20 protein-coding genes are annotated in these 22,919 nt (G+C 68.2%); 7 read left to right on the top strand and 13 right to left on the bottom strand.

The features are described from left to right. Positions 1 to 46: 46 nt before the first annotated feature. On the top strand, positions 47 to 1,429 hold the full coding sequence (locus A5646_RS24355) for a DUF2867 domain-containing protein (protein ID WP_067024780.1): 1,383 nt from the start codon (positions 47 to 49) through the stop codon (positions 1,427 to 1,429). Here A5646_RS24355 and A5646_RS24350 read toward each other — a convergent pair. Then, the gene (locus tag A5646_RS24350; RefSeq protein ID WP_066868721.1) at positions 1,392 to 2,114 is read right to left on the bottom strand and encodes a CPBP family intramembrane glutamic endopeptidase; all 723 of its coding nucleotides are present in this window, start codon (positions 2,112 to 2,114) and stop codon (positions 1,392 to 1,394) included. The genes A5646_RS24355 and A5646_RS24350 overlap by 38 nt on opposite strands. After that, on the bottom strand, positions 2,111 to 3,259 hold the full coding sequence (locus tag A5646_RS24345; protein WP_066868723.1) for an NAD(P)H-binding protein: 1,149 nt from the start codon (positions 3,257 to 3,259) through the stop codon (positions 2,111 to 2,113). Before A5646_RS24345 ends, A5646_RS24350 begins: the two co-directional genes overlap by 4 nt. Before the next feature lie 128 nt (positions 3,260 to 3,387). On the opposite strand from A5646_RS24345, the gene A5646_RS24340 reads away from it, so the two are divergent. The 3 genes from A5646_RS24340 to A5646_RS24330 are packed head-to-tail and all read left to right on the top strand — an operon-like array spanning position 3,388 to position 6,016. Continuing rightward, complete coding sequence (locus tag A5646_RS24340) at positions 3,388 to 4,482, top strand: type III polyketide synthase (protein WP_067024777.1); 1,095 nt, start codon at positions 3,388 to 3,390, stop codon at positions 4,480 to 4,482. Between the two features lie 20 nt (positions 4,483 to 4,502). Continuing rightward, complete coding sequence (locus A5646_RS24335) at positions 4,503 to 5,003, top strand: isoprenylcysteine carboxyl methyltransferase family protein (protein WP_067024774.1); 501 nt, start codon at positions 4,503 to 4,505, stop codon at positions 5,001 to 5,003. Beyond that, a complete protein-coding gene (locus A5646_RS24330; RefSeq protein WP_067024771.1) occupies positions 5,000 to 6,016 on the top strand; it encodes an NAD(P)/FAD-dependent oxidoreductase in 1,017 nt (338 codons plus the stop codon). The genes A5646_RS24335 and A5646_RS24330 overlap by 4 nt, the downstream gene beginning before the upstream one ends. 19 nt (positions 6,017 to 6,035) lie before the next feature. On the opposite strand, the gene A5646_RS24325 is transcribed toward A5646_RS24330, so the two are convergent. Together A5646_RS24325 and A5646_RS24320 are read right to left on the bottom strand one after the other, a co-directional pair. Then, the gene (locus A5646_RS24325) at positions 6,036 to 6,827 is read right to left on the bottom strand and encodes a crotonase/enoyl-CoA hydratase family protein (RefSeq protein ID WP_067024768.1); all 792 of its coding nucleotides are present in this window, start codon (positions 6,825 to 6,827) and stop codon (positions 6,036 to 6,038) included. After that, on the bottom strand, positions 6,824 to 7,972 hold the full coding sequence (locus A5646_RS24320; protein ID WP_066866172.1) for a thiolase family protein: 1,149 nt from the start codon (positions 7,970 to 7,972) through the stop codon (positions 6,824 to 6,826). The genes A5646_RS24325 and A5646_RS24320 overlap by 4 nt, the downstream gene beginning before the upstream one ends. Before the next feature lie 177 nt (positions 7,973 to 8,149). Between A5646_RS24320 and A5646_RS24315 the strand changes: the two genes are divergently transcribed. Continuing rightward, positions 8,150 to 9,586 carry a wax ester/triacylglycerol synthase family O-acyltransferase gene (locus A5646_RS24315; protein WP_067024765.1) on the top strand — a complete coding sequence of 479 codons (1,437 nt, stop codon included), beginning with the start codon at positions 8,150 to 8,152 and terminating at the stop codon, positions 9,584 to 9,586. Here the strand turns inward: A5646_RS24315 and A5646_RS24310 are convergent. The 9 genes from A5646_RS24310 to A5646_RS24270 form a co-directional block, all read right to left on the bottom strand. Beyond that, the gene (locus tag A5646_RS24310; protein ID WP_082984834.1) at positions 9,583 to 10,374 is read right to left on the bottom strand and encodes a lysophospholipid acyltransferase family protein; all 792 of its coding nucleotides are present in this window, start codon (positions 10,372 to 10,374) and stop codon (positions 9,583 to 9,585) included. The two genes, A5646_RS24315 and A5646_RS24310, sit on opposite strands and share 4 nt — an antisense overlap. Next, positions 10,371 to 11,639, bottom strand: coding sequence for a cytochrome P450 (locus A5646_RS24305; protein WP_067024762.1), 1,269 nt, complete (start codon positions 11,637 to 11,639; stop codon positions 10,371 to 10,373). The genes A5646_RS24310 and A5646_RS24305 overlap by 4 nt, the downstream gene beginning before the upstream one ends. A 200-nt stretch (positions 11,640 to 11,839) precedes the next feature. Beyond that, positions 11,840 to 13,324 (bottom strand): aldehyde dehydrogenase family protein, encoded by a 1,485-nt coding sequence (locus tag A5646_RS24300; protein ID WP_066866165.1) that lies wholly within the window; start codon positions 13,322 to 13,324, stop codon positions 11,840 to 11,842. A 90-nt stretch (positions 13,325 to 13,414) separates the two neighbouring features. Beyond that, entirely contained in the window at positions 13,415 to 14,629 is a 1,215-nt protein-coding gene (locus tag A5646_RS24295; protein ID WP_067024759.1) for a cytochrome P450, read from the bottom strand. A 10-nt stretch (positions 14,630 to 14,639) separates the two neighbouring features. Beyond that, positions 14,640 to 15,656 carry an SDR family NAD(P)-dependent oxidoreductase gene (locus A5646_RS24290; protein WP_067024756.1) on the bottom strand — a complete coding sequence of 339 codons (1,017 nt, stop codon included), beginning with the start codon at positions 15,654 to 15,656 and terminating at the stop codon, positions 14,640 to 14,642. Then, on the bottom strand, positions 15,649 to 16,800 hold the full coding sequence (locus A5646_RS24285; RefSeq protein ID WP_067024753.1) for a spirocyclase AveC family protein: 1,152 nt from the start codon (positions 16,798 to 16,800) through the stop codon (positions 15,649 to 15,651). Before A5646_RS24285 ends, A5646_RS24290 begins: the two co-directional genes overlap by 8 nt. Beyond that, a complete protein-coding gene (locus A5646_RS24280; RefSeq protein WP_066878663.1) occupies positions 16,800 to 17,918 on the bottom strand; it encodes an ABC transporter substrate-binding protein in 1,119 nt (372 codons plus the stop codon). Before A5646_RS24280 ends, A5646_RS24285 begins: the two co-directional genes overlap by 1 nt. A gap of 81 nt (positions 17,919 to 17,999) precedes the next feature. Next, complete coding sequence (locus A5646_RS24275) at positions 18,000 to 18,857, bottom strand: CbbQ/NirQ/NorQ/GpvN family protein (protein WP_066866156.1); 858 nt, start codon at positions 18,855 to 18,857, stop codon at positions 18,000 to 18,002. Between the two features lie 55 nt (positions 18,858 to 18,912). Continuing rightward, positions 18,913 to 20,676 carry a nitric oxide reductase activation protein NorD gene (locus A5646_RS24270; RefSeq protein WP_067024810.1) on the bottom strand — a complete coding sequence of 588 codons (1,764 nt, stop codon included), beginning with the start codon at positions 20,674 to 20,676 and terminating at the stop codon, positions 18,913 to 18,915. Between the two features lie 81 nt (positions 20,677 to 20,757). On the opposite strand from A5646_RS24270, the gene A5646_RS24265 reads away from it, so the two are divergent. Continuing rightward, positions 20,758 to 21,732 carry an SDR family NAD(P)-dependent oxidoreductase gene (locus A5646_RS24265; RefSeq protein ID WP_067024807.1) on the top strand — a complete coding sequence of 325 codons (975 nt, stop codon included), beginning with the start codon at positions 20,758 to 20,760 and terminating at the stop codon, positions 21,730 to 21,732. An 86-nt stretch (positions 21,733 to 21,818) separates the two neighbouring features. Continuing rightward, positions 21,819 to 22,919: acyl-CoA dehydrogenase family protein (locus A5646_RS24260; protein WP_067024751.1), on the top strand; the 1,101-nt coding region annotated here is incomplete at its 3' end.

The raw sequence follows: 22,919 nt of genomic DNA, 5'->3' as shown, positions 1-22,919 counted from the left end.
GCGGTAATCCTCCCCGTCAGACTCGCTGACGAACGACGGAGGATCGATGCCCGAACAGGTGCGGTGCCTGGTGACCGGAGCGACCGGCTACATCGGCGGGCGCCTGGTGCCCCGGCTGCTGGACGAGGGGCATCGCGTCCGTGCGCTGGCGCGCAACCCCGACAAGCTGGCGCAGGTGCCGTGGCGACAACAGGCGGAGGTCGCGCGCGGGGACCTCGCTGACGTCGATTCACTGACCGCCGCGTTCGACGGCATCGACGTGGTGTACTACCTCGTCCATTCGATGGGCAGCTCCAAGGATTTCGCCGCCGAGGAAACCCGCGCCGCCGGCAACGTCGTGACGGCCGCGCGGCGCGCCGGGGTGCGGCGCGTGGTGTACCTGAGCGGGCTGCATCCCGAAAAGAGTGATCTCTCACCGCATCTCGCGTCGCGCAAGGCGGTCGGGGACGTGCTGATCGACTCTGGCATCGAGACCGTCGTGTTGCAGGCCGGGGTGGTCATCGGCTCAGGGTCGGCGTCGTTCGAGATGATCAGGCACCTCACCGACCGGTTACCGGTGATGACCACGCCGAAATGGGTGCACAACAAGATCCAGCCGATCGCGGTGCGCGACGTGCTGTACTACCTGGCCGCCGCGGCGACCGCCCCGGTCCCGACGTCGCGCACCTGGGATATCGGCGGCCCCGACGTGCTGGAATACGGCGACATGATGCGGGTCTACGCCGAGGTCGCGGGGCTGGGCAGGCGCTACCTGTTCGTGCTGCCGTTCCTGACCCCGACGATCGCCAGCCTCTGGGTGGGCACCGTGACCCCGATTCCGTCCGGGCTGGCGCGACCGCTGGTCGAATCGCTGGAATGCGATGCGGTGATGCGCAATTCGGACATCGACGGCGTCATCGCGCCGCCGCCGGGCGGGCTAACGGGTTACCGTCGCGCGGTCGAGCTGGCGCTGCACCGCGCCAGCCGTGGCCTGCCCGATGCGTCCTGGTCGTCGCTGCGGTCCGAGCCGGCCGACCCGCTGCCGACGGACCCGAACTGGGCAGGCGAGATCGTCTACACCGATGTTCGAACCGCCACGACCGCCGCCGACCCGGGCGCGCTCTGGTCGGCGGTGGAGGACGTCGTGAACTCGCGCGCCGCCGACTGGCAGGTCGAGGAGCGCACGGCGGGCACCCTGCTGCGGCTGCGCTCCACCAAGCGAGCTCCGGGACGCGAGTGGCTCGAGATTGCGATCACCGGCCAAGACGGCCGCGGCGCCCGTTATACCCAGCGATCTACTTTTTTGCCCAGGGGCCTGCCCGGGCGGGTGTACTGGCTGTGCGTTCGGCCCGCCCATTCCACCGCGACGCGCGCTTTTGCCCGCGACGTCGTCGCGTCCGCGGGTAGCGAGGTCAGACACCGAACATCGGGGGCAGCACGAGAACCATGATCAGCCCCCACACCAAATGGGTGAGCATCGGGGCCAGGACGCCCCCGGTGGCCCGGCGCTCGAACGCGCACACCGTTCCCAAGATGATCGCGGCGAAGCCGAGCATCGGGTTGCCGCTGGCCAGCGTCGCGCACGTATAGAGGACGGTCGAGATCACCACGGGGTGATATCGGCCCAGTGCGGTGTAGAGCGCCCCGCGAAAGAAGACTTCCTCCGCGACGCCGTTGATCAGCGTGATCGCCACGATCACCGGATACCACCCGTGGTGGGCGTAGAGCAGTACCCGGGTGATCAACTCCGCCACGGGAGTGATCTGCCGAACGATCAGCCCGCCTACGATGAACGCCCCACCCACCAGCAGGCCGACCCCGGTGCCGGTGATGACCGGCCGCTGGTTTCGGCCCCGCCAGCAGATGCCGCCCAGATGCAGCGGGCCGGAGACCAACGCTCCCGCGGTCCACACCGCCGCCAGCACCAGCGTCAGCCAGTAAAAGCTTGCATCCCCCGGATGGCGCCGCAACGAGAACCCGAGCACGCCGGCCCCGATGACCACCGTGATGGCCACGATGACCCGCCGGCGCCGCACCACCCCGGGCGATTCATTATGTGGCACAGCCACATTGGTGATCGCACGCCGGACCTCGGTGAGGACGTCGGTGTGGTACGGGCTCGTCGACTGGCTCATGCGGGACGCACCTTCGGGGTCAGGGCAATCAGGAGGTCGAGGCCGGTGCGCACCGCTCCGGCCACCGGGCCGGGGACCCTGTTCACCAGCCCCAGGGTCGGCCGCACGACGGATGGGGTGACCCGACGGGCGAGCCGGCGGATGCGCAGCGCGTCGCCACCCGCCCAGGCGGGATCGGTATTGGCGAGGTGGTGCGGGTCGGCCAGCGCATTGACCGGACGCGGCCGGTGCTTGTACTGGCCGGCCAGGGCCAGGGCCATGGATTCGTCGATGCCCAGCAGGCCCCCGGGCGGGTCGGGAACCCGATCGCGCAGGCCGCTGGCGGAGGCCACCATCGGGTGGTCCAGCGATTCGACCAGATCCCCCGCCAGCCCGTGCGGCACCGGCAGCGCGACGCCGGTGATCAGCGACGCCAAGGTGGTGTCGATCCTGCCGACCGGCAGTCCGGTGTGCCAGCGCCCGGAGACGCGCGCGTACGCCTTGAGCAGGTCGCGGTAGGACGTGGTCTCGGGGCCGGCGATGTCGTATGCCCCGGCGGGCACCAGGTCCCGGTCGGCCGCGGCGACGAGGTAGTGCAGCACGTCGCGGATGGAGATGGGGTCGATCGGGTTGTCCATCCAGCTCGGGATGGGGATCAGCGGAAACCGGTCGCCGACGTAGCGCATCATCTCGAACGACGTCGAGCCGGCGCCGATGATGATCGCCGCGCCCAGCCACACCAGCTCCGGGCCGTCCGGGAGGGTGAGCGCCTCGGCCACCTCGGCCCGGCTGGTCAAGTGCTCGGACAGGTCTTCGTCGGCGGGCACGAAGCCGCCCAGGTAGACGATGCGCCGCAGCCCGGCGTCGCGAGCCGCCGCCGCGAAATTCGCCGCCGCGGTTTTGTCCGCATCGCGAAAACCCGGCTGACCGATCGCGTGCACCAGGTAATACGCCACGTCGACGGGCCCGCAGCCGGCGAACGCCGACGCCAGCGACGCAGGGTCGGCGGCATCCAGTTTCACCGGCGTGACGTCGTCGAACCAGCCGAAGCGCTTGAGCCGCGCCGGGTTTCGAGTCGCGGCCGCCACCTGATGCTGATCGGCCAGCAGCGCGGTGACCAGGCGTGATCCCACATAACCGGTGGCACCGGTGACCAGAGCCCGCATACCCCGACCCTAACCGGACCACGTCGCGCGCCGCTCGAGGCGTGCGCAGGAGTCGGACGATTGCGCCAAGCGGGCCACCCGCGCGGTGTTCAGTTGAACCGGCGGCGCCGCGGCACCGTCACCTGTACATGGACCATGGGGGAAGCCGTGAATTCGCCGGCTCGTCGGGCATCGCGCAGAGAAATCCGTCCATTGCCGGCGTTGCGGTGAAGTTTCCACCCAATCGCTATACCCAAAGCGAAGCCATCTGCGCGCTCACCGACATCGCCGGTCCGGACTTTCGCCGTTTCGCGTCGAGCAGCGGGGTGGAGTTCCGCAACACCGCGTTGCGGCTGCCGCGCTATCGCGAGCTGAGCGGGTTCACCGAGGCCAACGACGCCTATCTCGAGGTCGCGCTGGATCTGGGCGAGCAGGCGCTGGTGGCCGCGCTGGATGAGGCCAAGGTCAAGCCATCGGAGCTCGACATCGTGTTTTCCACGACGGTCACCGGGCTGGCGGTTCCCACGCTGGAGGCGCGGCTGGCGACGCGGGTCGGGCTGCGCCCCGACGTCAAGCGTGTCCCGCTGTTCGGCCTGGGGTGTGTGGCCGGTGCGGCGGGCGTGGCGCGCATGCACGACTACCTGCGCGCCTTCCCCGATCACACGGCCGCGCTGCTCGCGGTGGAGCTGTGCTCGCTGACCGTTCAACGCCAGGACAGGTCGGTCGCCAATCTCGTCGCCACCAGCCTGTTCGGGGACGGGGCGGCGGTGGTGATCACCGAGGGCGCCAACCGCGCCGGCCGCGAACACACCGGTCCCCGCGTGCTGGCCACCCGCAGCCACCTCTATCCCGATACCGAGGAGATCATGGGCTGGAAGATCGGCGCCGACGGCTTCCGGATCGTGCTGTCCGCCGACGTCGCCACCATCGCAGAGAAGTATCTGGGCGACGACGTCCGCGATTTCCTCGCCGACCACGGGCTAACCCCGCGCGATGTGACGACCTGGGTGTGCCACCCGGGCGGCCCGCGGGTGATAGAGACCGTCGAGAGCGTCCTGGACCTTCCCCCGGCCGCTCTCGACCACACACGAAACTCGTTGCGCGAGAACGGCAATCTGTCGTCGGTCTCGGTGCTCGACGTGCTCGCGGCCAACCTCGCCGATCCGCCCCCGCCCGGCTCGATGGGGTTGATGATCGCGATGGGCCCGGCGTTCTGCTCCGAGCTGGTGCTGCTGGCCTGGTAGAGCTGGTAAAGACTGTAGCCATGTATTACCTGCTGGTGCTGGCGGTCGGGCTGGAGCGCGTGGCGGAGCTGGTGGTGTCCACCCGCAATGCGCGATGGTCGTTTACGCAGGGCGCCAAGGAGTTTGGCCGGTCCCACTATCCGGTGATGGTGACCATTCACACCGCGTTGCTGGTCGGCTGCCTCGTCGAGCCGTGGGCGCTGCACCGGCCCTTCATCGCGTGGCTGGGCTGGCCGATGCTGGCGGTGGTGGTGGCCAGCCAGGCGCTGCGCTGGTGGTGCATCTCGACGCTGGGCCGGCGATGGAACACCCGCGTGATCGTGCTGCCGCAGGCGCCGCTGGTGCGTCAGGGTCCCTACCGCTGGCTGCACCACCCGAACTATGTTGCAGTGGTGGCCGAAGGCTTGGCACTGCCGCTGGTGCACACGGCGTGGCTGACCGCGGCGCTGTTCACGCTGGCCAACGCCGCGTTGCTCAGGGTGCGTCTACAGGTGGAGAACTCGGCGTTGGGCTACACGTGAGCGATTACGACGCGGACCTGTTGGTCGTCGGCGGCGGCCCGGGCGGGCTGGCGACGGCGTTACACGCTCGCCGCCAAGGACTTTCGGTGATCGTGGCCGAACCGCGCGACGGGCCCATCGACAAGGCGTGTGGCGAGGGGTTGATGCCGGGCGGCTTGGCCGAATTGACCTCGCTGGGCGTGGATCCCGTCGGCATGCCCTTTCACGGGATCGCGTACGTGAGTGAGCGGCGGCGAGCGCAGGCGCAATTTCGTGGCGGGCCGGGGCGCGGCGTCCGCCGCACGACGTTGCACGCGGCGCTGGCCGCGCGCGCCAAGGAGCAGGACACCGACTGGATCCGCGCGCGGGTGACGAAGGTGGCGCAGGACGCCCACGGCGTGTCGGCCGCCGGCGTGCGCGCGAAATGGTTGGTGGCCGCCGACGGGCTGCATTCACAGGTGCGTCGCGCCGTCGGAATCACCGCGACCGCGGGGACGCCGCGGCGCTACGGCGTGCGTTGGCACTACCGGGTACCGGCCTGGTCGGAATTCGTCGAGGTGCACTGGTCGCGCTGGGGCGAGGCGTACGTGACACCGGTCGAGCCCGACCTGGTCGGGGTGGCCATCCTGTCGCGCGGCCGGCCCGACCCGGCGTGGTTCCCGCGGCTGGCCCGCCAGCTGCACGGCGCCGAGCCCGGGCAGCCCCGCGGCTGCGGACCCTTGCGGCAGGTGGTCTCGCGCCGGGTGGCGGGGCGCGTGCTGCTGGTCGGGGACGCGGCCGGCTACGAGGACGCGCTCACCGGCGAGGGCATCAGCCTGGCGTTCAAGCAGTCCGCCGCGGCGGTCGACGCCATCGTGAACGAGAGGCCGGCCGCGTACGAGATGGCGTGGCACCGGATCACCCGCGATTACCGGCTGCTCACCCGCGCGCTGGTGCTGGCCAGCACGCCGCGGGCGGTGCGCCGCGCGGTCGTCCCGACCTGCGCGCTGCTACCCGCGGTGTTCGGCCGCGGGGTCAACATCCTCGCGCATTAGCGCTGATACCGCGCCGGCACTAGCGCGCCTTCCAGACCGGCTCCCGCTTCTCGGCGAACGCCAGCGGCCCCTCTTTGGCGTCCTCGGACCTGAGCAGCGCCTTCATCTCGCGAATGGTGCGCTCCCAGCCCGGTTCGTCACCGACGACGACACCGTCGTCGACTCCGTAGGCCACCCGCTTGCTGGCCTGCACCGACAGCGGCGCGTTGACGGTGACGCGCTCGGCCAGGGCGAGCGCGGCGTCCAGCACGGAGCCCGGCGCGACGACCTCGTTGATCAGGCCCCATTCGCAGGCGGCGGCCGCGGGCAGCGGTTCGCCGGTCAGCAGCAGCCGCATCGCCACCTTGCGGGGCAACTGCTCGACGATGCGGAACACACCGCCCGCGGCGGCGATCAGGCCGCGCTTGACCTCGGGCAAACCGAACTGCGCGCGTTCGTCGGCCACCACCAGATCGCTGGCCAGCGCCAGCTCGGTGCCACCGCCCAGGGCGGTACCGTTCACCGCCGCGATCGTGGGCTTGTCGATGAAGTGGTGCACGTATCCGGCGAAGCCCCATTCGGGATGGTCCGGGTGATACAGGTTCTCCCGGCGCGCGATCGCCTTGAGGTCGGCCCCGGCGCAGAACGATTTGTCGCCGGCGCCGGTGACCACCACCGCCCGCACCTCGGGGTCGTGCTGCGCCTCTTCGAGCGCATCCCCGAGGCCGATGCTGACGGCGGCGTTCACCGCGTTGCGGGCTTCCGGCCGGTTGATGGTTATCACCATCACGTTGCCCCGACGCTCGGCCAGGGCCCCCGGCGGCTGGGTCACAACAGTTCCACGATGGTGGCGTTGGCCTGGCCGCCACCTTCACACATGGTCTGCAGCCCGTACTGGATTCCCTTGTCCCGCATGTGATACAGCAGGGTGGTCATGATCCGGGCACCGGATCCGCCGAGCGGGTGGCCCAGCGCGATGGCGCCACCGTTGGGGTTGAGCTTGCTCTCGTCGGCGCCGATGTCCTTGAGCCAGGCCAGCGGGACCGGCGCGAACGCCTCGTTGACCTCGTAGGCGCCGATCTCGCCGATGGACAGCCCGGACCGCTTGAGCACCTTCTGGGTGGCCGGGATGGGCGCGGTCAGCATGATCACCGGGTCGGCCCCGGCCAGCGTCGCGGTGTGCACCTTGGCGATCGGCTTGAGCCCCAGTTCCTTGGCCTTCTCGGCGGACATGAACAGGATCGCCGCCGAGCCGTCGGAGATCTGCGAGGAGTTGCCGGCGTGGATCACGCCGTCCTCCTTGAAGGCCGGCTTCAGCGAGGCCATCTTCTCCATCGGGGTGCCGCGGCGGATGCCTTCGTCCTTGAGCACCACGTTGCCGTCCTGATCCTTGATGCCCACGATCTGGTCATCGAAAGCTCCGGAATCCTGTGCGGCGGCAGCCTTTTCGTGCGAGTCGAGGCTGAACTGGTCCAGCGTGGTGCGGTCGAATCCCCACTGCTCGGCGATCATCTCCGCGCCGATGCCCTGGTTGGGGATCTGGCCTTGGTAGCGGTCCAGGAAGGCCTGGGGATACGGGCGCCCGCCGTTGGCCAGCGAGGCGCCCATCGGGGTCCGCGACATCGACTCGACACCACCGGCGACGACGACGTCGTAGTGTCCGGCGACCACGCCGGCGGCCGCGAAGTGGATGGACTGCTGGCTTGAACCGCACTGGCGGTCCACGGTCACGCCCGGGACGGTCTCGGGCCAGCCGGCGGTCAGCAGGGCGGTGCGGCCGATGTCGAGGGCCTGCTCGCCGGCCTGCATGACGCAGCCCCAGATGACGTCGTCGACCAGGGCCGGGTCGACGCCCGCCTTGTCGACCAGGCCGTTGAGCACCTGCGCGGAAAGATCCGCCGGGTGCACCCCGGACAATCCGCCGTTGCGCTTGCCGATCGGTGAACGCACTGCCTCGACGATGACGGCTTCAGCCATGGTCTTGTCTCCTTTGACACGTGGACTTCGAAAAGAATGGAGTCTTGCGTCGATTGTCAACCAAGGGGTTGGGCGGGTGGAGCCCGGGGGTGGTTCTGGCGCGAAGCCGGGCTCGGCGCGTGCCGCCGAACCAGAATTTTGTTCTCACGGCCGCGGGTGCAGGGCAATAATGGTCGGGTGAAGCGGCTCAACGGCATGGACGCGATGCTGCTGTACAGCGAGACGCCGAACCTACATACCCACACCTTGAAGGTGGCGATCGTCGACGCCGCAGCCTACGACGGCGAGGTCAGCTTCGACGTTTTCCGGCGCACGCTGCACCGGCGACTGCATCGGCTGGATCCGTTGCGCTACAAGCTGATCGACATCCCGTGGCGATTGCATCACCCGATGTGGTTGCAGAATTGCGAGGTCGACCTCGACTATCATGTGCGGCGCGTTCGGGTGCCCGCCCCGGGTGGCCGTCGGGAGCTCGACGGGGTGATCGGGCAGATTGCCGGGGTGCCACTGGACCGCGACCGTCCGTTGTGGGAGTTCCACTTCGCCGAAGGCTTGGCGGACAACAAGTTCGCGATCATCGGCAAGATGCACCACGCGCTGGCCGACGGCGTCGCCTCAGCCAATCTGCTGACCAGGCTCATGGATTTGACCGGCCCGGTGCAGGACGACCGGGACAACGACACCACGTGCAGTGCGCCCTCGACGGCGCGGCTGCTGCGTGCGGCCGCCGCGGATCATGCCCGGCAGGCCGCCGCGTTACCCGGGGTGATAGCCGAGGCGCTCGGCGGGGCGCGGCGGCTGCGCCGGCGCGCCCGGCAGCGCGGCAGCCAACCGGACCTCGCCCGGATGCTGCATGCGCCGCCGACTTTCCTCAACCATATCGTCTCTCCGGCAAGGACTTTCGCCACCGCGACGCTGTCGCTACCTCAGGTCAAACAGACCGGTAGGCAGCTGCAGATCACCATCAACGACATGGTGATGGCGATCGCGGCGGGCGCACTGCGCGAACTGCTCTTGCGCTACGACGGCAGCGCAAACCAGCCCCTGGTCGCCTCAGTCCCGGCCACTACGGACAGGTCGCCGCAGCGGATCAGCGGCAACGAGCTCGGGGGCATGGCGGTGTCGCTACCCACCCACATCGGCGATCCGCTGCGGCGCGTGCGCCTGACGTCCGTGGCAACGACGATCGCCAAGGAGAACAACGAGCTGTTCGGCCCGGAACTCTATGGCAAGTTGATCAGCTACCTGCCCGGCGCTGCCGCTCCCCTGGCGTTCCGATGGTTGGCCCGGCGGTACACCCGAAACAGGTTGTTCAATATTCCGATCTCCAACGTGGTGGGGCCGCGTGAGCGCGGCCGTTTCGCCGGCGCCCCGGTCAGCGAAATCTATTCCGCCGGACCGTTGATCACCGCCTGCGGGATCAACATCACCGTGTGGAGCTACGTCGATCAGCTGAACATATCGGTGATCGCCGACGACCGCACCCTCGGCGACCCCCATGAACTCACCGACGCCATGGTCGGCGCATTCCGCGAAATCCGCGCTGCCGCAGGGTTGGCCGATGACCTGGCGACCGTGCCGGGCGCGATGCCGCAAGCCACGGCGAAGCCCTAGCCCAGGACGGGAAAGCGTCGCTGGTGAGCCAGGCCGTCCAGGGCGGCCTGCATGACCGAACGGACATGCGCGTCGACGTCGGCGACGCCGGGCTGATCGCCGAACCGGGTGGCGACGTCGATCGGTTCGAGGACTTCGCTGACGATCTTGGTCGGCAACGGCAGGTTGGGCGGCACGAGCATGCTGAGCCCGAACGGAAACCCCACGGTGATGGGCAGAATGTCCGAGCGCCAGCGCGACAGGCCCAGCCGCTTGGCCAGCCACGTGCCGCGGGTGAGGAACAGCTGGCTTTCCTGGCCGCCGATGGAGACCACCGGCACGATCGGCACCCGCGCATCGATCGCCGCCCGGACGTACCCGGTGCGGCCGTTGAAGTCGATGACGTTCTCGGCCAGCGTCGGTCGATAGGCGTCATAGGTGCCGCCCGGAAACACCAGCACCACACCGCCGGACCGCAGCGCCCGCGCGGTGTTCGCGGAGGTGGCGCGAATGACGCCCAGCCGGGTCAGCCATCGCGACATCGGCCCGACGAACATCCCGTCATGGCCGAGCGTGTACAGCGGGCGTCGGTAGCCGAATCTTCGGTAGAACGCCGCCGCGAAGATCAGCACGTCGGGCGTGAGCATGCCGCCCGAGTGGTTGCCGACGATCAGGGCACCGCCACGAGGCGGCACCGATTCCAGCCCTCGCACCTCGAAGCGAAACCAGCGCCGCGCCAGGGGTTCTGCCGCGGTGACGAAGCGCTCGGTGAAGCCGGGATCCCACTCGCCGATTTGGTGGGAAGTCACGACATCGGGGTGAATTCGAGGTGCAGCTCGGACAGGCCCCGCATCTGCCAGGTCGGGTCGTAGGTGTAGCGACGGGCGTCCGGCGGCCCGTGCTCGGCCTCGGCGATCGCGATGTCCCCCATCCGGTCGAGTATGCGGTTCAACGAGATTCGCCCTTCCGCGCGGGCCAGCGGTGCGCCCGGGCACGAGTGATTGCCGCGACCGAAGGCCACATGCTCTCGCACGTTGGGCCGGTCGATGCGAAACTCGTCGGGCTGCTCGAACTTTCGCGCATCCCGATTGCTCGCACCGGGCAGCAACATGACGGTGCTTCCCGCCGGGACCTCGGTGTCACCGATCGACGTCGTCGTGCGCGCCATCCGGAAGTGACATTTGACCGGGCTTTCCATCCGCAGCGTCTCTTCGACGAAATTCGGTATGCGGCCGCGGTCTTCGCGGAGCAGCTTTTGTAACTCCGGGTTCTCCGCGAGCGTGCGGACGCCGAAGCTCAGCAGCTTCGTCGTGGTTTCCTGGCCGGCCGCGAATAGGAACGTCGCCAGCCGGACGACGTCGATGACATCGGGAGTCGAACCGTCGGGATACTTCGCCTGGGCCAGCTCGGTCAACACGTCTTCGCGCGGCGCTCGGCGGCGGTCGGTGATGTGCGTGGTGAATTTCTCGTCGAGGTATTCCAGCGGATTGTGCGCGCGCGTCACCGAATCGTCCTCCACGCCACCGGAGAACTTGCCCGAGAACACATCCCGAAACTCTTCGTGATCCTCGATGGGAACTCCCAGCAGGTCGGCGATGACCAGGCCGGAGAACGGCCGCGCGTACTGGTCGAGGAATTCGCAGCGGCCTGCGGATACGAACTCGTCGAGCTGCTCATCGGCGAGCCGCCACATGAAGTCTTCGTTCTCCTTGAGCCGCTTGGGGGTCAGGAGGCGGCTGAGCAGGCCTCGCGTCCTGGCGTGCTCCGGCGGGTCCTGCGTCACGATGTGTTCGCTCATCGGGATCTGCGACCGGTGCTGTTCGATCAGGCTGCCGATGTCGTCGCCCTCGGGCTCGAACGGCAGCCCCGAAAACGGGCCGGCGACCGAGACGCAGGACGAGAACGCCGGATCCTTGTAGACCGCGAGCGCTTCGGAGTGACCCGTTACGGCCAGGACGCCCTGCTCGGGTCGTGCCAGCACCGGGCACCGCGCGCGCAGGTGGTCGAAGTACGGGTACGGGTCGGGAATCAGGGACAGGTCGGTGAAGAAATCCACCGAATCGAATTCGTTCAACAGGACTCCTAGGCATCCAGGTAACCGCGCACCGACGTCAACCCGGGCGACGCGACCTCTCCAGCCAATCTAAGGCTGAACAAATATTAGGTCAAGCCGAGGAGCCCGAAAATGAGGACCAGAAACGGAGATTGCCGCCACGGTCGCGATCAAGCCGAAAATCGCGACCCTGACGGCAATCTCGCCGAAGGGGAACCTTGCTACACGGCCGGGTAGGCGACCGACTTGATCTCGGTGTACTGGTCGAATCCGGCCACACCGTTCTGGCGGCCCACACCGCTTTCCTTGTAGCCGCCGAACGGCGTGTCGGCACCGTACGGGGCGCCCCCGTTGACGCCCATGAAGCCGGCCTTGATGCGGCGGGTCACCGACAGCGCACGCTCGAGGGAGCCGGCAAACACGTTGCCGGCCAACCCGTACACGCTGTCGTTGGCGATCCGGATGGCGTCCTCTTCGTCGTCGAAAGGGATGACCGAGAGCACCGGGCCGAAGATCTCCTCCTGCGCGATGGTCATCTTGTTGTCGACATTGGTGAAAAGCGTTGGCCGGATGAAGTATCCCTTGTCGAAGCCCGTTTCCGCACCGGGGCCGCCGACCAGCGCCGTGGCGCCCTCTTCGACGCCCTTCTGGATGTAGCCCGTCACGCGGTCGAACTGCCGTTGCGAGATCACCGGCCCACACAACGTTCCCGGGTCCTGCGGGTCGCCGCATGTGACGTTCTCGTAGATGTTCTTCAGGATCTCCACGCCCTCGTCGTAGCGGGACCGCGGCAGCAGCAGCCGGGTGGGGTTCGCGCAACCCTGACCGGCGTGCATGCAGGGCGCGATGCCGACCATGCAGGCCGTCGCGAAGTCCGCGTCCTCCAAGACGATGGTGGCCGACTTGCCGCCGAGTTCGAGGAACAGCCGCTTCATCGTGGCGGCGCCCTTCTCCATGATCCGCTTGCCCACCACCGTCGAGCCGGTGAACGAGATCAGGTCGACCTTCGGCGACAGCGTCAGCTCCTCACCCACGAAGTGGTCCGAGGCGGTGACGACGTTGACCACGCCGGCGGGGATGTCGGTCTTCTCGGCGATGAGCCGGCCCAGCCGGTTCGCGTTGAACGGCGTGTTCGGTGCGGGCTTGAGCACCACCGTGTTGCCGGTGCCCAGCGCCTGGCCCAGCTTGTTGAGGGTGACCTCGAAGGGGAAGTTCCACGGCACGATCGCGCCGACGACGCCCACCGGTTCCCGCCACACCTTGCGGGTGGTCAGCGTGCCGGTCAGGCTGATCACCTTGTCGCCCAGGTCGGTTTCCCAGGCGTACTCGTCAATCAGCCGGGCCGGGTACTTCAGCCCGTCTTCCAGCGGCGCGTCCAGCTGAGGCCCGAAGGTGATGGCCCGCGGCGAGCCGACCTCGAGGATCAGCTCCTCGCGCAGCTCGTCGATCTCGGATTCGATCGCCTCGTGCAGCTGCAGCAGGCAGCGCTTGCGCAGCTCCTTGTTGGTCGACCAGTCGGTCTCGTCGAAGGCGCGCCGGGCGGCGTCGATGGCCCGATGCATGTCCTCCTTCGAGGCATCGGAAACCTCGCCGAGGGACTCTTCGGTCGCCGGGTTGATGTTGGTGAAGGTACCGGCCTGGCCCTCGACGAGCTTGCCGTCGATCATCATTTTCGGCTCGAAGCGGACCTTTACAGCCTCAGTCATATCTGTCACTCTCTTCTGAATCATGGAGGGGCTACGGAGAGCCTTACCGCAAACTAGCCGATTGGCAAGTTGCAGCCGCTGCGGGGCCGGTTATTGGGGGTCGAACAGCACCGGAACCGACGTCGGTGACCGGAAGACCTGGCCGCGGATGTGCGGGTCGTCCCCCTCGGGGTCCAGCCGAAGATTCGGCAGCCGGTCGAGCAGCAGGTTGATGGCCGTGCGCATCTCGAGGCGGGCCAGGTGCATGCCGAGGCAGACGTGCACGCCGTGCCCCCAGGCCAGATTCGGCCTCTGCTGCCGGTGGATGTTGAACGTGTCTGGATCGGGGTAGCGGTCCTCCTGCCGGTTGGCGGCGCCCAGCATCGGCATCACGCTCGACCCGGCCGGGATCGCGACTCCGCCGAGTTCGGTGTCGCGGGTGGCGACCCTGGTGATCGTCAACAGCGGCGGTTCCCACCGCACGCCCTCCTCGATGGCCTGCGGCAGCAGCGACCGGTCCGCGCGAATGGCGTCGAGCTGCCGGGGATCGGACAGCAGCGCGAGCAGGAGGTTGCCCAGCGCGCGGTAGGTGGTCTCCACTCCGGCGGGCAGCAGCAGCCGCAGGAAGGAATAGATCTCCTCGTCCTCGAGCTTCTCGCCGTCGATCTCCGCCTGGGCCAGCGCGCTGATCAGATCGTCCTTGGGTTCGGCACGGCGGGCCGCAAGGATGGGCGCGAAGTAGTCGCACAGCGCCGCCGATGCGGCGAGTCCGCGTTCCGGGTTCAGGATCCAACTCAGCAGCGAGATGGACCAGCGCTGGAACTGCGGGTAGTCCTCCTCGGGCAGCCCCAGCAGACCGGCGATGATCTGACTCGGATAGTCGAAGGTGAATTCCTTGACCAGGTCGGCCTTGCCGTTGGCCGCGAACTTGTCGATGAGGCCATTGGCCACGCGGCCGACCAGCTCGTCCTCCCAGCGCGCCAAGGCCTTCTGCGAGAACGCCTTTGACACCAGCGACCGCAGCCGCCCGTGGATCGGCTCGTCCATGCCGAGCATGACCCGCTCCCCCAGGACCGGGCCGAACGCCGCGATGACGGCCGCCGAGGAGAACGTCTCGTTATCGCGCAGCATCTGCTGGGCTTCCTCGTGGCGGTAGACGATGAAGACCGGCTTGGATTCCTCGTGCGGCATCCCGGAGGTGTCCAGGCGCTGGATCGGTTCCTCACGGCGCAGCCGGGCCAGCTCGGTGTACGGGTCGCGCACGTCCCCCGAGACCGCGTCGTCGAAGGCGCCGAAGTCTTCCAGATCGTCGAAAAGTTGTTCCATGATTGCCCCTTCAATCCCCTTGCTGTGCCGCGTTCTTCGATGACGAGAACCGCCCGGCCACCGCGGCCAAGCGCTGCAGTGCCGGTTGCGGAAGAACACGGGCGACGAACACCATCGCTTTTTGGCTTGTGGTCAGGGGCCACGCGCCGTCGCGCATCGAGCCCTGACGGGGTATGCCCAGCACGATCCGCGACATGTGGTGCATGCCCGCCGCCGGCAGAATCCTGTTGGCCACCAACAGCATCGAGGCATCCGGGCCGACGCCCCGCCGGCGGAACGCACCCCGATCCTCGATCGCCCTGAGCAGGCCGTCGGTGAACCGCTCGGGCGGGCGGGCCATCTTCATCGCGAAACGCCCGCGGCTGTTCATGGTGTTGTGCAGCCGGGCGTACGGGCCGCCGAAGTTGCGGTCATCGGTGGTGCCGGCGTCGGTGATGATCGCGGTGTCGTACGTGCCGGCCACCAGGACGGTGACGCCGAGGCCGAACGGCGCGATCTCGCACGCCATCGATTCCCCCCAGCGCTCCAGCGCCCCCTTGGCCGCCGAGTAGGGCGCGGTTGCGGGCTGGCCGCGCACCCCGGCGGCGCTGGAAACCAGGACGATTCGCCCCTGGCCCGCCGCCCGCATCGACGGCAACAACGCTTGGGTGAGCGTGACGGGGCCCAGGAGGCTGGTGGCCAGCATGCGCTGCCACAACGCCATATCGGTTTCCTCGACCATGCCGGCGGCCGAGATGCCCGCGTTGTGCACCAGCGCGTACGGTGCGCCCACGGCCTCTTCGATCGACTTGGCCGCCGCGGCGATCGACGCGTTGTCAGTCAGGTCGAGCTGGACGCCGATCAGCCGGTCGTCGTCGGGTGCGTCCAGGCCCTGATCCTCAATGGCCTTGCGCAGCAGCGGCATTGCCTGGTCGGGAGTGCGCATGGCCGCGACCACGCGCCATCCTTCCCGGTACATCCGCACCGCGGAGGCGAAGCCGAGTCCGCGGGATGCACCGGTGATGACGACGGCGCGCGGCTCAACCATGCCGGCTCGCCTTTTGATCCTGGACAGCGCAGGCGCCTTCGCCCGGCGGTGGAGGATCGACGTGGGGCCGACCGTTGGGTTCGCCGCTCGCCCACGTCGACCAGATGCCGACCGAGTAAGGGCCCTGGGCACCCGCCTTCTCGTAGAAGCCTTGCGGGTCATAGACTTTGGCCTCGGGATACGGCCACGGGCAGGCCACCGACGTGGCAGCGTGACTGGCCTTGATGGCCCAGAACCAGCCACCGTAGGCGAAGTACGACACGTTGATGATGAGGAACATCACCAGGAACGTGCCGAGCACCGGTCGCGTGGGGAACAACTTCGCTTTTGCGGCAAGCTTTTCCGCGACGGACTTACCGGTGTCGTCGCGATAGCACAGGATCGCCGCGGGGACCATCACGAAGCACACCGAGAACGACTCCCAGATCAGCGGGAACTGGAAGGTGGTGCCGGTGAACACCGATCCCCACGGGATCACCTGCGAGTAGATGTACATGCCCCAGTGGATCAGGATGTTTTCCAGGAAGGCATCGAAGATGAAACCGATCACCAGCGTGATCAGCCCCAGGCTGATCAGGGGATGCCGTGACACGTAACCGGTGGGCCCGTACTTCGCCTGCAACCTGCGCAGCAGCCAGACGGCCGGGAAGTAGGGGCCGAAGTAGAACATCACGTAACCGAAGACCACGAACGGTTCGACCGTCGGCGACAACGACACCAGCGGCCAGGATTCCGGCCAGTGCACGAGATCTGGGTTGTAGACCGCGAACGGCGACCAGTTCATGATCGGGTCCTGCCACACGATCAGCGTGGTACACAAGAACATCAGCATCACCGGGCTACCGGGATTGCGGCGCCAGCCCCTGATGAAGACGATCAACAGCACGATCAGCGCCACCACCGTGGCCCAGTCCAGGAAGCCGATGTAGTCCAGCCCGAACGTGAACTTCACCGGGCGCGGCCGGCCCTGCACGCCTGGGTTCGCGACGCGAGGGTCAAGGGCCACACGGCAATTCGCGATGAAGAACAACGCGAAGGCGGCCAGCGCCGCGCCGGCGATCCAACCGCCCCAGCTGCGCTTGCGCCCGCCCGGCGCGACGGGTTTGTCGTCCGTGGTCAGCGGGATGGATTGTTCTGTGGACATCAGTCTTCCTCTCCGAAGCGATCCACCAGGTGCGAGTTGATGCCGTCGGCGTCGAGGGTCCGCGCCACCAGATAGCCCGCACCCATCCAGGCGCGGCGCGTCCACTTGCCGAACGACACCCGGGTGCCGGGCGCGCCGGAAGCGGCGGGCATCATCTTGACCCGTTCCAACGCCTCTTTGACGCCGCGGGGACTCAACGGATGGGCGTCGGTGAACGCGCGCACCAACGTCGCGGCGACGTCGCGGTTGACCACGGTCACACAGAACTCGGGGCGACTGCCGTTGTACTTCGCCGCGTACCTGTCGAGGAAGTCCTGGCCGATCCGGTTCGCCTCGTCGTACTGGTCCACACCCGTCCAGCCCATGAATGCGTTCCACATGATCGGGTTGACCCAGGCGTTCTGCCACGCCGTCGTGGTGAAGCGGGGCGGGTCCCACCCGAGCGACTCGAGCGCCGGGTTGATGAACACGATGCCGAAGCCGAAGCCCAGGTGCACGATCGCCTCGGCCTTGGCCTCGTGCAGCGTTTGCACCGCGGCGTTGATGTCCTGGGCGGTCTGCGCGATGGGAACTTCGGCCACGATCCGAATGCCCTTGCGCCGGCAGGCACTTCGCAGGTTCTTCAGGTAGCTCTCCCCGATCAGGCTCTGCTCGACCAGCACGCCGATCTCGGCGAGTCCGCGCTTGGCGATGAGGTCGGCCAAAAAGATCGGCTCGTCGGTCATGGATCCCTGCGGGAAGGCGAAGGTCCACTCGCCCAGCCAGTCGTCGGTGCCGGTCACGCTGATCGCGGGGACCTTGAAGCGTTCCTCGATCGCTTCTCGCAACGGCACGCAGTTATCCGTGATATTCGGACCGAACACCACCAGACAGCCCTCGTCGACGAGTTCGCCATACGCATCGATCACCGCCTTGACCGAACCTTTGGGCAAACCCTCGACCTCGCGGTAGATCATCTGCACCGGCCGGTCCATCAGTCCCTCGGCGACGGCTTCTTCGAAGATGAGCTCGAAAGTCTGGGTGAAGGAGGCGAACAGATCCTCGGGAAAACCCGGCGGGAGCGTGAAGTCCATCAGGTAACCGACCTTGATGGGCTCTGCGCTGCTCTCGTAGGACATCCGACCTCCCAGGTGACAGAATCGCGCGCCGAATGGTAAACCTAATATTTGTTCAGACCCTAGCGGGGGCGGTATGCAGCGTCAATCATCGGACCCGCCGGACCCGTCCGGCGCGAGGTAGATCTCGATCATCTCGCCCAGCGCCTTTCCCACCGCCACGTCGTCGGTCAGCGGGCCCGCGATCGCGGCCCGCGCCGCGTCGCGCATGCTCAACCCCTCGGCGACCAGCCTGCCCGCGGCGATCAGCACCCGCGTCGACGCCACCTCCCGCAGCCCGCCGGTTTCCAGCCGGCGGATGGCCTGCCCGAAGCGGACCAGCTCGGCCGCGGTGGATCGGTCCACGCCCGCCTCGTGCGCGACAATGCCCTCTTCGATATCGGCTGTGGGGAAATCGAATTCGATGGCCACCATCCGCTGTCGAGTCGAGTCCTTGAGATCCTTCAGCACGCTCTGATAGCCGGGGTTGTAGGACACCACCAGGCCGAATCCGGGCGCCGCGTCCAGCGTGATGCCGAGTCGTTCGATGGGCAGCTGTCGCCGGTGGTCGGCGAGCGGGTGCAGCACCACCGTGGTGTCCTGCCGGGCTTCCACCACCTCGTCGAGGTAGCAGATCGCCCCTTCGCGCACCGCCCGGGTCAGCGGGCCGTCCACCCACACCGTCTCGTCGCCGCGCAGCAGGTAGCGACCGACCAGGTCCGCGGTGGTGAGGTCGTCATGGCAGGCGACGGTGATCAGCGGGCGCCCGAGGTCGTGGGCCATCGCCTCGACGAATCGCGTCTTGCCGCAGCCCGTCGGGCCCTTGAGGACCAGCGCCAGGCCCTGCCGATAGGCCGCCTTGAAAACGGCCTCTTCGCTGCCGACCGCTTGGTAGTAAGGCCGCACGGGCTCCCCCTCGGGGGTCCCTCGGTTGAAGTAAGCAAGCCCGGACTCGTTGGCCATAGCTTCCCTTCTGCTACTTCCGGCGATTGGAGCCTAGCCGGAACAGATGTTTGTTTCAAGTGGCGCGGCCGCTGGCGACGGCGGTCCGGTGCGCCAATGGTGTTCTGGGACTTGGTATCACGGACATCCTGCGGCGCACCTCCGCCGAACGCAGCGCGGAGCGGAACAGGGGTCCGATCACACCGGCGAGCTGGTCGGGGTGTGCGATGGCCGCGTGTGCGGTGCTGCCGAAGACCCGGCGCAACGAGTGCACGTCGGTTCCCGCGCCGATCGTCAGGCACACGCAACCAGTTCCCCGGCGGCGGGCCTCGGTGAGCGCGCGGCGCGCGTCCGCGGCACCGTATGCCCGCTCATAGCCATGGTCGTAGGCCAGCCCGTCGGAGAGCACCACCAGCAGCCGCCGCGACGTGCCGCCGCGCGCCTCCAGGGTGGCCGCACCGTGGCGGATCGCGGCGCCCAGGCGCGAGTACGCGCCGGGTTCCAGGCTGTTGAGCCGCCTGATGACCTGGGCGTTCAGCTGGTCGTCGAACCGCTTGACCGGCACCATGCTCACCGCGCGCCGGCCCTGCGAGTAATAGGCGTACAGCGCGACGCGGTCACCGAGATCGTGCAGCGCCACGGTCAGGTTCGCGACCGCCGCACGCTGTTGTTCGTGCACCGTGCGGCCGACCGTTCCGGGTTCGCCCGCCGAGCCCGACACATCGAGCAGCAGCAGCACCGACAGGTCGCGCCGGCGGCGCAGGCTGTCCAGGTACACGGCCTCGTCGGGCACCGACCCGGCCCGCACCTCCACCCGGGCTTCCACGGCCGCGTCGATGTCGATGTCGTCGCCCTGCGCCTGCCGGTGGCGGCGGTGCAGACCCATGCCGAGCCGCGACAGCGGCCGCCGCACCCCGACGGCATCGTCGATGGCCTGGGTGGCCGACACCTTGATTTGCGGATCGATCTCGCGCACGGTGCACCAGGCCGGCCGGTAGCTCTTGCGCGCGACGTCCCATTCCGGATATCGCACACCGTCGGCGGCGGTTTGGCCCTCGCGCTCGGCGTCCGCGTCGTCACCGGAGGTCGAGGCCAGCGACGTGACGGCGTATGCGCCGCGCTTGCCGGAGCTGGTGCGATGGGTCGGGTTGTCCGCGCCGGGCGGACCCCCGCCACTTCCCGTCTTGCGTGCGGAGGACAGCATCTTCTTCAACCACTTGCCGATGAATCCGCCACCGCCGACCGGGCTGGTGAACAGGTCGGGATCGTCGGAGTCGTCCACCTCGCCGTCGTCGAGCTCGTCCAGTTCCGTTGCGCCGTTGCTCCGCGGCACGTGTCCGGGCCTGGCCTCTTCGTCTTGTTTGGCCGCCCGAGCGCACGCGGCGACCACCTTCGCCGCGCGCAGCACCCCGAACTGCGGCGGCGGCTCCGGCAGCGCCACCCGCGCCGCGGCGACGTCCAGCGACGCGCGCGGCGAATCGCTGCGGCGCGCGATGTCGGGGTCGCCCAGCGACGCCAAAACGCTTGGTAGCAAAGTGGCATTCGCGATCAGGGCGCGGTGGCCTTCGACCGCCAGATAGCGCTGCGCCAGTTTGCGGTGCCGCACCAACTTAGCGACCACATCGGGATCCAGGCTGCCGGCCGCGATCATCGAGGCGTGCACGGCGACCGACTCGAGCCGCGCGCGCGGCTCGGCGGCGGCATCGACGTAGATCGTTCGGCCGTCCGTCCACGCGGGTTCGCCGGGTGGCAGTTCGGCGACCGCCGCCGCCCGGCCCGCAAGCGCCGAGGCGAGCATGCCGAGCCCCTGCACCCGGTCGCCCCCGGCGTCGTCCCCCACGCACACCTCCGGATTGTTGACCAAATATCTGTTCCACCGTAAAGTCCGGCTGCACGGCAGTCAATGAATCAGGAGCACACGATGATTGAGTTCACCGGCCAGGTGGCGGTGGTGACCGGGGCCGGTCGGGGACTCGGTCGCCTGTACGCGCTGGACCTGGCCCGCCGGGGTGCGGCGGTGGTGGTCAACGACCTCGGCGGCTCCATGCGCGGCGACGGATCCGACACCCGCGTCGCCGACGAGGTGGTCGACGAGATCACCCGGGCCGGTGGCACCGCGCTCGCCTCGTACGACTCCGTGGACAATCCGGCCGGCGGCCAGGCGATCGTCGACGCCGCCGTCGATGGGTTCGGGCGCCTGGACGCCGTGGTCAGCAACGCCGGCATTTTCGGCAGCGTGGCGTTCGAGGACCTCTCGCACGACGACTGGACGCGGATGTTGCGCGTGCATCTCGACGGCGGCTTTCATCTGGCCCAGCCCGCGTATCGGGCGATGAAGAACAGCGGGGGCGGACGCTTCGTGTTCATCTCGTCATCCGCCGGGATCTTCGGCCAACCGATGGAGGCCCACTACGCGGCGGCCAAGGCCGGGTTGGTCGGGCTGACCAACGTCATCGCCATCGAGGGCGAAGCGCACGGCATACTCGCCAATTCCGTTATGCCTACCGGCTTTTCGCGGATGGTCACCGAGACCGTCGGCGACGAGAAGTTCCTCGCCGAATCCGGCTTCATGCAAGCCATCCGGCCCGAGCTCGTGGTACCGCTGGTGACGTTTCTGGCCAGCACCGCCTGCACCTTCACCCACCGCAACTACTCCGCGGCCGCCGGCCGCTACGCGCGGGTGTTCGTCGGCCTCACCGAGGGCTGGCTCGCCGAGGCCGACAGCCGTCCCACCGCCGAGGACATCGCGGCCCATCTCGAGCGGATCTCCTCGACGGAGAAGTTCATCGTGCCCGCGTCGATCGTCGACGAGGTGCTGGAAGTGTGTGAGCGACGCGGTGTCAGCCCGATGCCGGGTAACGCCGAGGTGGCCTTCCCCGAACCCCGAGGGAGTTGATTGACCAACTATCTGCTCGACCGTAGAGTCCGGCTTGGCCACAAGGTTTTCCGACGCCGAAGACGACGCTAGAGACAAAGAGAAACGTGGACTTTTCCTACCCGCCGGACGTGGAGCGATTCCGCGGCGAGCTGCGTGACTGGCTGGCGCAGAACCTGACCGACGAGTTGGTGGCGGCCCGCCGGCCCACCGGCCGCGACGACGCCGCATTCGAGATGCTGCGCGGCTGGAATGCGACGATGGCCGACGCGGGATGGGCCGCCGTGTCCTGGCCACCCGAATACGGCGGGCGCGGCGCGACGGTGCTCGAGCAGCTGGTCTACACCGAAGAGACCACGCGCGCGCGAGCTCCTATGCCGCTCAACGTGATTGGACTCAACAACATCGCCCCGGCCATCATGCAGTACGGCACCGAGGCCCAGAAACGCACGCTGCTCCCCCGCATGATGCGCGCCGACGACATCTGGTGCCAGGGAATGTCGGAGCCGGAGGCGGGCTCCGACCTCGCGGCGCTGCGCACCCGCGCCGCGCGAGACGGTGACGACTTCGTCGTCAACGGTCAGAAGATCTGGACCTCGCTGGGACATCGGGCCGACTGGTGTCAGCTCTACGTGCGCACCGACCCCGAGGCGCCCAAACACAAGGGGATCTCCTGCCTGATCGTCGACATGACGCTGCCGGGCATCGAGGTCCGCCCGCTGGTCACGCTCAATGGTGACGCCGACTTCGCCGAGGTCTTCTTTCACGACGTGCGGGTGCCGGCGGACGCGTTGCTCGGTCCGCTCAACGCGGGCTGGCAGGTGGCCACCACCACACTCAGCCACGAGCGCGCCGGCGCCGCCAGGCTGTACGCGGAGATGCAGGTGCGGCTCGAAGAGCTGGTCAATGATCTCGGCGCGGCCGGCAGCGACGCGCTGGACGATCCGGTGACGTTGCGGCGGCTCGGCGAAATCGCGCTTCGCATCAAGTATCTCGAAGTCCTGTGCCAGCGGTCGATCTCGGCGTCGTTGCATGGGGGTGACGCGTTCGGGTCGGCGAGCCTCGCCAAGACGGTGTGGGGCGAGATCGGCCAGGACCTGGCCGCATTGGCCTTCGACGTGCTGGGTACCAGCGGCGCCGGCGCGCCGTGGGCGAACTACCGGCTGACGTCGCGGTCGCTGACCATCGCGGGCGGCACCACGCAGATC

Source organism: Mycobacterium sp. 1245499.0 (assembly GCF_001673615.1).
Taxonomy (GTDB): domain Bacteria; phylum Actinomycetota; class Actinomycetes; order Mycobacteriales; family Mycobacteriaceae; genus Mycobacterium; species Mycobacterium europaeum_A.
The sequence above is the reverse complement of the archived record's forward strand: the minus strand, read 5'-3'. Positions and strand labels throughout refer to the sequence as shown.

What these genes read in the sequence shown, in the direction of transcription:
- A5646_RS24345 (WP_066868723.1), bottom strand. Translation starts at nt 3,259, where the DNA reads ATGCGGGCTCTGGTCACCGGTGCCACCGGTTATGTGGGATCACGCCTG.
- A5646_RS24295 (WP_067024759.1), bottom strand. Translation starts at nt 14,629, where the DNA reads ATGGAACAACTTTTCGACGATCTGGAAGACTTCGGCGCCTTCGACGAC.
- A5646_RS24350 (WP_066868721.1), bottom strand. Translation starts at nt 2,114, where the DNA reads ATGAGCCAGTCGACGAGCCCGTACCACACCGACGTCCTCACCGAGGTC.
- A5646_RS24290 (WP_067024756.1), bottom strand. Translation starts at nt 15,656, where the DNA reads ATGGTTGAGCCGCGCGCCGTCGTCATCACCGGTGCATCCCGCGGACTC.
- A5646_RS24300 (WP_066866165.1), bottom strand. Translation starts at nt 13,324, where the DNA reads ATGACTGAGGCTGTAAAGGTCCGCTTCGAGCCGAAAATGATGATCGAC.
- A5646_RS24355 (WP_067024780.1), top strand. Translation starts at nt 47, where the DNA reads ATGCCCGAACAGGTGCGGTGCCTGGTGACCGGAGCGACCGGCTACATC.
- A5646_RS24275 (WP_066866156.1), bottom strand. Translation starts at nt 18,857, where the DNA reads ATGGCCAACGAGTCCGGGCTTGCTTACTTCAACCGAGGGACCCCCGAG.
- A5646_RS24320 (WP_066866172.1), bottom strand. Translation starts at nt 7,972, where the DNA reads ATGGCTGAAGCCGTCATCGTCGAGGCAGTGCGTTCACCGATCGGCAAG.
- A5646_RS24285 (WP_067024753.1), bottom strand. Translation starts at nt 16,800, where the DNA reads ATGTCCACAGAACAATCCATCCCGCTGACCACGGACGACAAACCCGTC.
- A5646_RS24335 (WP_067024774.1), top strand. Translation starts at nt 4,503, where the DNA reads ATGTATTACCTGCTGGTGCTGGCGGTCGGGCTGGAGCGCGTGGCGGAG.
- A5646_RS24340 (WP_067024777.1), top strand. Translation starts at nt 3,388, where the DNA reads ATGGACCATGGGGGAAGCCGTGAATTCGCCGGCTCGTCGGGCATCGCG.
- A5646_RS24265 (WP_067024807.1), top strand. Translation starts at nt 20,758, where the DNA reads ATGATTGAGTTCACCGGCCAGGTGGCGGTGGTGACCGGGGCCGGTCGG.
- A5646_RS24280 (WP_066878663.1), bottom strand. Translation starts at nt 17,918, where the DNA reads ATGTCCTACGAGAGCAGCGCAGAGCCCATCAAGGTCGGTTACCTGATG.